The sequence below is a fragment of the Nocardia higoensis NBRC 100133 genome (genome assembly GCF_000308595.1).
Taxonomy (GTDB): domain Bacteria; phylum Actinomycetota; class Actinomycetes; order Mycobacteriales; family Mycobacteriaceae; genus Nocardia; species Nocardia higoensis.
In genome coordinates this window covers 24,891-33,691 of record NZ_BAGA01000090.1, presented here as the reverse complement: position 1 = coordinate 33,691, position 8,801 = coordinate 24,891, and the positions used below count along the sequence as shown (strand labels likewise).

The 8,801-nt window shown below is 68.8% G+C and carries 7 protein-coding genes; 2 read left to right on the top strand and 5 right to left on the bottom strand.

All coding sequences use genetic code 11. From position 1 onward, the window contains the following. Together ON26_RS16275 and ON26_RS16270 are read right to left on the bottom strand one after the other, a co-directional pair. The coding region (locus ON26_RS16275; protein WP_245545875.1) for a lycopene cyclase family protein at positions 1 to 652 on the bottom strand (652 nt) is incomplete at its 3' end. 38 nt (positions 653 to 690) lie between these two features. Continuing rightward, a complete protein-coding gene (locus tag ON26_RS16270; RefSeq protein WP_040797006.1) occupies positions 691 to 1,455 on the bottom strand; it encodes an SDR family oxidoreductase in 765 nt (254 codons plus the stop codon). Between the two features lie 186 nt (positions 1,456 to 1,641). Here ON26_RS16270 and ON26_RS16265 point away from each other — a divergent pair, with 186 nt between their 5' ends. Continuing rightward, positions 1,642 to 3,273, top strand: coding sequence for an ABC-F family ATP-binding cassette domain-containing protein (locus tag ON26_RS16265; protein WP_040797005.1), 1,632 nt, complete (start codon positions 1,642 to 1,644; stop codon positions 3,271 to 3,273). 83 nt (positions 3,274 to 3,356) lie between these two features. Next, positions 3,357 to 3,596: a helix-turn-helix domain-containing protein gene (locus tag ON26_RS16260; protein ID WP_040797004.1), complete on the top strand. Its 240-nt coding sequence runs from the start codon at positions 3,357 to 3,359 to the stop codon at positions 3,594 to 3,596. 32 nt (positions 3,597 to 3,628) lie between these two features. On the opposite strand, the gene ON26_RS16255 is transcribed toward ON26_RS16260, so the two are convergent. From ON26_RS16255 to ON26_RS16245, 3 genes are all read right to left on the bottom strand, one after another. Further along, positions 3,629 to 4,600, bottom strand: coding sequence for an MvdC/MvdD family ATP grasp protein (locus ON26_RS16255; RefSeq protein WP_245545874.1), 972 nt, complete (start codon positions 4,598 to 4,600; stop codon positions 3,629 to 3,631). A gap of 398 nt (positions 4,601 to 4,998) precedes the next feature. After that, positions 4,999 to 5,565 carry a TetR/AcrR family transcriptional regulator gene (locus tag ON26_RS16250; RefSeq protein ID WP_040797002.1) on the bottom strand — a complete coding sequence of 189 codons (567 nt, stop codon included), beginning with the start codon at positions 5,563 to 5,565 and terminating at the stop codon, positions 4,999 to 5,001. 233 nt (positions 5,566 to 5,798) lie between these two features. Continuing rightward, a complete protein-coding gene (locus tag ON26_RS16245; protein WP_040797001.1) occupies positions 5,799 to 8,618 on the bottom strand; it encodes an aconitate hydratase in 2,820 nt (939 codons plus the stop codon). Positions 8,619 to 8,801: the final 183 nt, after the last annotated feature.

Here is an 8,801-nt window from a genome sequence, read left to right as displayed (position 1 = left end):
GGCAGGTCTCCTCGTACAACCTCGCGCCGCCGCCCAAGGGGATGACATAGAGGAAGGAGCGCGGCTCGCCCGGCGCGGATCCGTTGTCGTCACGCCAGTCCATGAACAGCGCCTCGTCCCCGCCCCGGGCCTGGGGGCCGCCCGTGTCGGTCACGATGATGCCGTACGCGGTCTGCTCCGCCCGGCGCGGCGAACGCGCGAGTCCGCGGGCATCGATCACCCGGCGGGCGCGCAATACCCGCCCGCTCGCCGTGGTCAGTGTGCGCGCGGTCAGCCGGACCGCGCGCTCGGCGACGATCTCGGCGCCGTCGATGGTCAGGGCGTCCTGTAACCGCGCGGTGTCGAGCACGCTGTACTCGCGGTCGAGCACATGCCGTTGGTGCCCCCACGCCACCGGCCGCTCGATCCGCGCCGCGATCACGCGACGGTCGAGCCAGTCGGGCAGCTCGTCGGTCCACACCGCGTAGGTCGCCGTCCAGCGCCGGTGTGGGGCGGAATCGACGACGCTCACCCGGAGACCGCGCGCCAGGCAACGATGCGCCAGCGCGCGGCCTGCCGGGCCGAGCCCGCAGACGACGACGTCGGCTCCGGTGGCCGGCGCCGCGGCGCGCGCGGCCGCAGGTTCGCCGGGCTCGTCGGCGCGGGGAGTCACAGGTTCGCCGGGCTCGTCGGCGCGGGGTCGGACATCTCTCAGAGCCCGCCGGTCGCCAGCAGGCCGCCGTCGACGCGCACGGTCTCACCGGTGATCCAGGCGGCCTCGTCGGAGGCCAGGAAACCGATGAGGCGGGCGACGTCCTCGGGGCTGCCCAGCCGCTTCATCGGATAGGCACTCGCGGCGCGCTCCTCGTCGGCGGAGTACAGCGCGTCGGCGAACTTGGTCTTGACCACGCCCGGCGCGACCGCGTTGACCCGGATCTTCGGGCCCAGCTGCCAGGCGAGTTCCTCGGTCAGTCGGATCAGCGCCGCCTTGGACGCGCCGTAGGCGGCGATGACGCCGGTCGAACGCAGACCCGCCACGCTGGCGACATTGACGATCGCCCCGCCGTGCTCGCCCATCCAGGCCTTGTAGGCCTCCTGCGCGTACCCGAGCGCGGCGACCACATTGACATCGAAGATCTTGCGCACGGCGTCGAGATCGGCCTCCATCAGCGGGCCGAAGACGGGGTTGATGCCGGTGTTGTTGATCAGGATGTCCAGCGAACCGAACTCGGTCACCGCGCGGGCGACCGCCTCCGCACGCGCCTGAGCGTCACCGGAATTGCCCGCGATGACAGCCACCTCGCCCTGATGTCCGAGGGCACGCAACTCCTCGGCGGCCTGTTCGAGAGGTTCGGGTTTGCGGGCCGTGATCAGCACGTTCGCGCCGCGTCGCAGCAGCTCGGCGGCAACCGCCTTGCCGATGCCCCGGCTCGCGCCGCTGACCAGCGCGCTCTTGCCCAACAGATCGGTACTCATGACTCCGCACGCTACCGAAGCGCGACCGGCCGCCGGTTATCACGGTCACACCGAGCCTCTCGGCGGCGGCGTGGCGTCGGCCTGCAGGTAAAATCAGTGGTTGGCGTGTCGGCCGAGTACCTACACTGCGGCCTGCAGAACACCTTCACCGACGCCAACACCCGTACTTCCCAGAGGAGCACATCTGTGATCACCGCGACCGATCTCGAGGTCCGGGCCGGCGTCCGTACCCTGCTCTCGGCGCCGGGTCCGGCGCTGCGCGTGCAGGCGGGCGACCGGATCGGCCTGGTCGGGCGCAACGGCGCGGGCAAGACCACCACGCTGCGCATCCTCGCGGGCGAGGGCGAGCCGTACGCCGGAAAGATCGTGCGCTCCACCGAGATCGGCTACCTCCCGCAGGACCCGAGGGAGGGAAATCTCGACGTGCTGGCTCGTGATCGCGTGCTGTCCGCGCGCGGCCTCGACACGCTGATCCGCGACATGGAGAAGCAGCAGGCCCTGATGGCCGAGGTCGCCGACGAGAACGAGCGCGAGAAGGCGGTCCGCAAGTACGGCCGCCTCGAGGATCGGTTCTCGGCGCTGGGCGGCTACGTCGCCGAGAGCGAAGCCGCGCGCATCTGCCACAGCCTCGGTCTGCCCGACCGGGTGCTCGGCCAGCCACTGCGCACCCTCTCCGGCGGCCAGCGCCGCCGCATCGAGCTCGCCCGCATCCTGTTCTCCGCCTCCGACGGCAGCGGCGGCCGCTCGGATCGCATCCTGTTGCTCGACGAGCCGACCAACCACCTCGACGCCGATTCGATCACCTGGCTGCGTGGCTTCCTGCAGAACCACGACGGCGGCCTGATCGTCATCAGCCACGATGTCGAACTGCTCGAGGCCGTGGTGAACAAGGTGTGGTTCCTCGACGCGGTGCGCGGCGAGGCCGATGTCTACAACATGGGCTGGAAGAAGTACCTCGACGCGCGCGCCACCGACGAGCAGCGCCGCCGCCGGGAACGCGCGAACGCCGAGAAGAAGGCTTCGGCGTTGAAGGCCCAGGCCGCGAAACTCGGCGCGAAGGCCACGAAAGCCGTTGCGGCACAGAACATGGTCAAGCGGGCTGAACGACTTCTCGGCGAACTCGACGAGGTGCGCGTGGCCGACAAGGTGGCGCGGATCAAGTTCCCCGAACCCGCCACCTGTGGCAAGACGCCGCTGATGGCCGAGAATCTCACCAAGATGTACGGCTCGCTGGAAATCTTCACCGGCGTGGATCTGGCCATCGACCGCGGCAGCCGCGTCGTGGTGCTCGGCCTCAACGGCGCGGGCAAGACCACGCTGCTGCGGCTGCTGGCCGGTGTGGAGCAGCCGAGTGCGGGTGGACTCGTCCCGGGGCACGGCCTCAAGATCGGCTATTTCGCCCAGGAGCACGACACCCTCGACGACAACGCGACGGTGTGGGAGAACATCCGCCACGCCGCTCCCGACGCCGGTGAGCAGGAACTTCGCGGCCTGCTGGGCGCCTTCATGTTCACCGGTCCGCAGCTGGATCAGCCGGCGGGCACGCTGTCCGGCGGTGAGAAGACCCGGCTGGCGCTGGCGGGGCTGGTCTCCTCGGCGGCCAATGTGCTGTTGCTCGACGAGCCGACCAACAACCTGGATCCGGTCTCGCGTGAGCAGGTGCTCGACGCGCTGCGCACCTACGCCGGCGCGGTCGTTCTGGTCACCCACGATCCGGGCGCGGCCGAGGCGCTCTCGCCGGAGCGGGTCATCCTGCTGCCCGACGGCACCGAGGATCACTGGTCGGCCGAATACCTCGAACTGATCCAGCTGGCGTGAGCTGAGTCACAACATTTCGTTGATCGTTTCCTGCGGAGTGCTTAGCCTGGAAAGACGCGCTGCTCGGCGACTCGGAGGAAGCCATGAGCGACAGGCCCACACAGAACAAAGCCACTTTGAGCAAGGGCACCCGCGTCACGGGGAAATCCCGTGACCGTCTGCAGAACCAGTTGAAGAAGCAATACGAAGCGGGGGCGAGCATTCGTTCCCTGGCTCGGTCCACCGGCCGTTCCTACGGGTTCATCCACAATGTACTGGTGGAATCGCACGTGCAGTTGCGCAGCCGAGGCGGTGCGAACCGGCGTAAGAGCGCCGACAAGTAGCGGTAGGCAAGCAGCGGACGAGCCCACGGGCGTCAGCGACCGGTGACCATCTCGTCGTCGGCCAGCAGGTCGGCGATACTGCGGAATATCGGCAGCCCGGTCGCGGCCGCGAGGTGGTCGAACCGGCCACGCGGGTCGACCTCGAGGAAGTAGTACTCGCCGTCGAGGCCGATGCGCAGGTCGAGCACGCCGAAGCCCAGCCCGAGCGCCCCCATCAGGGTGGACAGCGACTTGCTGACCGAGGCGGGCAGGGTGGTCACCCCGAAGGTCACCGAGCCGTGCGGCCGGTCGGCCAAGCGCTCGACACCGGGGGGCGCATCGATGCGCACCGTCCATTCGACGCCGTCCACCCACACCACGCGCAGCTCGCATTCGGCCTGCACGTAGTCCTGGAAGGCGGCCGGGGAACGGCGGATGTCCGACATCCGCGCGATGTCGTCGCGCCCGACGATCCTGGCTTGCGCGCAGGTCGCCCGGTGGGTGCCGTCGCGCTTGAAAACCACGGGGCCGGGCCGTGATTCGGTGAAGCTGCGGGCCTCGTCCGGATCGTTGGTCACCAACGTCTCCGGCACTCGCAGCCCGGCGCGCACCGCGGTCTCCCACTGCACGATCCGCCTGCTGGCGGTGCGGTCGGCGCCCGGGTCGTTGACCCAGTGGGCCGGGATGGACCACAGCATGCCCTCGAGGAAGCTGTCGCAGGCGTCGGGCTCGAAGTCGCTGTCGATGCCGGGACGCTGCGCGGAAACGCTCGGCGCGGGCGGTCGCCACCACACCGAGCGGGCCTGGTCCAGGCCGATGGTCTGGGTCAGCGCGCGCGCCGTGCCGAGCCGGTCGACCCGGAAGCTGCCGTAGGCGCGCGGATAGTTGCTCGGGTCGAAGCGGATGACGTCGAGGCCGTGGACGTCTCGCACCATCGTGGCCACCGCGGCCGCGTGCGGATCACCGGCATCGCAGACGATGAGCACCGAGTCGCGTCGCGGGGGCCTGCGCCCGGACCCGTTCACCCCAGGCCGCCGCGAACGCTGCCGCGTGCTGCGGGTGGGAGGGATGCGGGGCCCATGGGTGGCTGCTCTCCGATCTTGTCGCTGCTTGTGTCGCGTCTGCTCGTGATTTGCCACGAGGTGGCGAACGCGCTTCGAATGATACCGTCGCGGCCCGGCGCGGCGGCTCGGTTCAGTGGAATTTCGCCCGGTCGGCAAACTGATCACCGGGTGGGAACCAGCTCGTACCGAAAGAATTTCAGTCGGCGACGATTCGATCAACAGCGATCACGCAGTTACTTCCGGGCGGCGGCGGCACGGGGATGTTGCCGGGGAGTATCCGCGCGGGGCGCGGCTCCGGCGATCCGGTGGGGTGCGCCCTCCCGCGCCGAGCGGGCGCACCCCTGGCGGAGTCGGCCCGCTCAGTCCTTGCGCCGGACCGACGCCTCGACGAGATCGAGTACGGCCGAAAGGTTCTCGTTGGTGTGCCCGGAGGCGATACGCGCGATCAGTCCGTCGAGCACGAGATCGAGATAGCCGAGCAGCACGTCGGTCGGCACGTCGTCGCGCAGCGCCCCGGCGGCCTTGCGGCGCTCGAGCCGGGCGAGGGTGGCCGCGGTCAGTTCCGCCGACCGCTGGGTCCAGCCGGCCCGGAATTCCGGGTCGGTGCGCAACCTGCGCGCGATCTCGAGCCGGGTGCCCAGCCAGTTGAACTGGTCCGGGTCGGCGAGCATGTCGCGCATCACCTGCACGATGCCCTGATTGGCGGCCACATCGGCCATCCGCTCGGCGTCCTCCTGGGCCAAAGCCAGGAACAGCGCGTCCTTGTCGCGGAAATGATGGAAGATCGCGCCGCGGGAGAGCCCGATCTGCTCTTCGAGGCGGCGCACGGTCGCACCGTCGTAGCCGTACTCGGCAAAGCAACGCCGTGCCCCGTCGAGAATCTGGCTGCGCCGCGCGGCGAGGTGGTCATCGCTGACCTTGGGCATGGGGCGGGCTCCTCCTCGGCGATACACGAAAACGGCGGTATACGAACAGCAGTGGTACACGAACGGCGGTCGAGACGGGAACAGCGGTGCTCGCGGTACGCGAACAGCGGCGTGGCACGACGCCGTGAATACCTGGAAGTGGCGAGGTCCGCGCACCGATTCGGAGGAACCGATGCGCGGACCCGCCAGTCCACCGGCGATGTCACCTACGACATCGTCGTCGATTCGCGCACTCAGCCGCGAATCATGTTGCGCAGCACGTACTGCAGGATGCCGCCGTTGCGGTAGTAGTCCGCCTCACCGGGGGTGTCGATGCGGACCACGGCGTCGAAGGTGACCTTCTCGCCGTTCTCCTTGGTCGCGGTGACCTTCAGGGTCTTCGGCGTGACGCCCTCGTTCAGCTTGGTGATGCCCTCGATGTCGAAGGTCTCGGTGCCGTCGAGGTTCAGCGACTTGGCCGACTCGCCCGCCGGGAACTGTAGCGGGATGACACCCATACCGATCAGGTTCGAGCGGTGGATGCGCTCGAAGGACTCGGTGATGACGGCCTTGACGCCCAGCAGGCGGGTGCCCTTGGCGGCCCAGTCGCGCGAGGAGCCCGAACCGTACTCCTTGCCGCCGAGCACGACCAGCGGGATGCCCGCGGCCTGGTAGTTCTGCGAGGCGTCGTAGATGAACGCCTGCGGGCCGCCCTCCTGGGTGAAGTCGCGGGTGTAGCCGCCCGAGACGTCGTCGAGCAACTGGTTGCGCAGCCGGATGTTGGCGAAGGTGCCGCGGATCATCACCTCGTGGTTGCCGCGACGCGAGCCGAGGGAGTTGTAGTCCTTGCGCTCGACGCCGTGCGCGTCCAGGTACTGCGCGGCCGGGGTGCCCGGCTTGATCGGGCCGGCGGGGCTGATGTGGTCGGTGGTCACCGAGTCACCCAGCAGCGCCAGCACGCGCGCGCCCTTGATGTCCTCGACCGGGGCCGGCTCCATCGTCATGCCGTCGAAGTACGGCGCCTTGCGGACGTAGGTGGAGTTCGGATCCCAGGCGAAGGTGTCGCCCTCCGGGGTCTCCAGGTTCTGCCAGCGGTAGTCGCCCTTGAAGACCTCGGCGTAGGACTTGCGGAACATGTCCTGGCTGATCGCGGCCTTGATGGTGTCGTCGATCTCCTGGGCGGAGGGCCAGATGTCCTTCAGGAAGACGTTGTTGCCCTCGGTGTCCTTGCCCAGCGGGTCGGTCTCGAAGTCGAAGTCCATGGTGCCCGCGAGCGCGTAGGCGATGACCAGCGGCGGGGAGGCCAGGTAGTTCATCTTCACGTCGGGGGAGATGCGACCCTCGAAGTTGCGGTTGCCCGAGAGCACCGCGGTGACCGACAGATCGTTGTCGTTGACCGCCTTGGAGATCTCCTCCGGCAGCGGACCGGTGTTGCCGATGCAGGTGGTGCAGCCGAAACCGCCCAGGTAGAAGCCCAGCTTCTCCAGGTACGGCCACAGGCCGGCCTTCTCGTAGTAGTCGGCGACGACCTGCGAACCCGGCGCCATGTTGGTCTTCACCCACGGCTTGGAGGACAGGCCCTTCTCCACCGCGTTGCGCGCCAGCAGGGCCGCGCCGATCATGACCGACGGGTTGGAGGTGTTGGTGCAGGAGGTGATGCCCGCGACCACGACCGCGCCGTGATCGAGCACGAACTCGCCGCGCTCCTCGGAGACGACCTTGACCGGCTTGCTCGGGCGGCCCTCGGAGTTGTTGGCCGCGGACTGCACGTCCACCGCGCCGTCGTCGGCGAAGGACAGCACCGCCGGATCGCTGGCCGGGAAGGACTCCTCGACGGCCTCGTCCAGCTTGGAGTGCGGGGTGGCGGCCGCGGGCTCACCCACCGCGTCGCTGGTGTAGTTGTGAATGTCCTTGCGGAAGGCGGTCTTCGACTCGCTGAGCAGGATGCGGTCCTGCGGGCGCTTCGGGCCGGCGATCGAGGGGACGACCGTGCTCAGGTCGAGCTCGAGGTACTCGGAGTACTCCGGCTCGTGGTCGGCGTCGTGCCACATGCCCTGTTCCTTGGCGTACGCCTCGACGAGCGCGAGCTGCTCGTCGCTGCGGCCGGTCAGGCGCAGGTAGTTGATGGTCTCGGCGTCGATCGGGAAGATCGCGGCGGTCGAGCCGAATTCGGGGCTCATGTTGCCCAGGGTGGCGCGGTTGGCCAGCGGCACCTCGGCGACGCCCGCGCCGTAGAACTCGACGAACTTGCCGACCACACCGTGCTTGCGCAGCATGTCGGTGACGGTGAGCACGACGTCGGTGGCGGTCACGCCCGGCTGGATCTCACCGGTCAGCTTGAAGCCGACCACGCGCGGGATCAGCATGGAGACCGGCTGGCCCAGCATCGCGGCCTCGGCTTCGATGCCGCCGACGCCCCAGCCCAGCACGCCGAGGCCGTTGACCATGGTGGTGTGCGAGTCGGTGCCGACGCAGGTGTCCGGGTAGGCCTGGCCGTTGCGGACCATGACGGTCGGTGCCAGGTACTCGATGTTGACCTGGTGCACGATGCCCATGCCCGGGGGGACGACCCGGAAGTCGTCGAAAGCGCCCTGGCCCCAGCGCAGGAACTGGTAGCGCTCGCTGTTGCGCTCGTACTCGAGGTCGACATTGCGCTCGAGGGCGTCGGCGCGGCCGAAGACGTCGAGGATCACCGAGTGGTCGATGACCATGTCGGCGGGGGAGAGCGGGTTGACCTTGTTCGGATCGCCGCCGAGGGTGGTCACGGCCTCGCGCATGGTGGCGAGGTCGACCACACAGGGCACACCGGTGAAGTCCTGCATGATCACGCGGGCGGGGGTGAACTGGATCTCGGTATCCGGTTCGGCGGACGGGTCCCAGTTGGCGATGGCTCGGATGTGATCGGCGGTGATGTTCGCGCCGTCCTCGGTGCGGAGCAGGTTCTCCGCGAGGACCTTCAGTGCGTAGGGGAGTTTTTCGGTGCCGGGCACGGCGGAGAGGCGGAAGATCTCGTAGGAGTTGCTTCCGACCTCGAGGGTGCCCTTGGCGCCGAAAGTATCGATACTTGTCGTCACGTCAGCTCCGCTCGTCGGTGAGGGTGGGCCACCGGCGGGGCTGTGCCGGCGACTCGAGTCTGTGGAGGTTCTCCGGCCACTGGGAGCGCCGGTTCCTCGCGACACCAACTCTAACAGTACGCTTGTCCTGCAAAATGTCCGGGGTCGGCTCGGCGTGGCACGAGCGAACCGCTCGCGACCGCG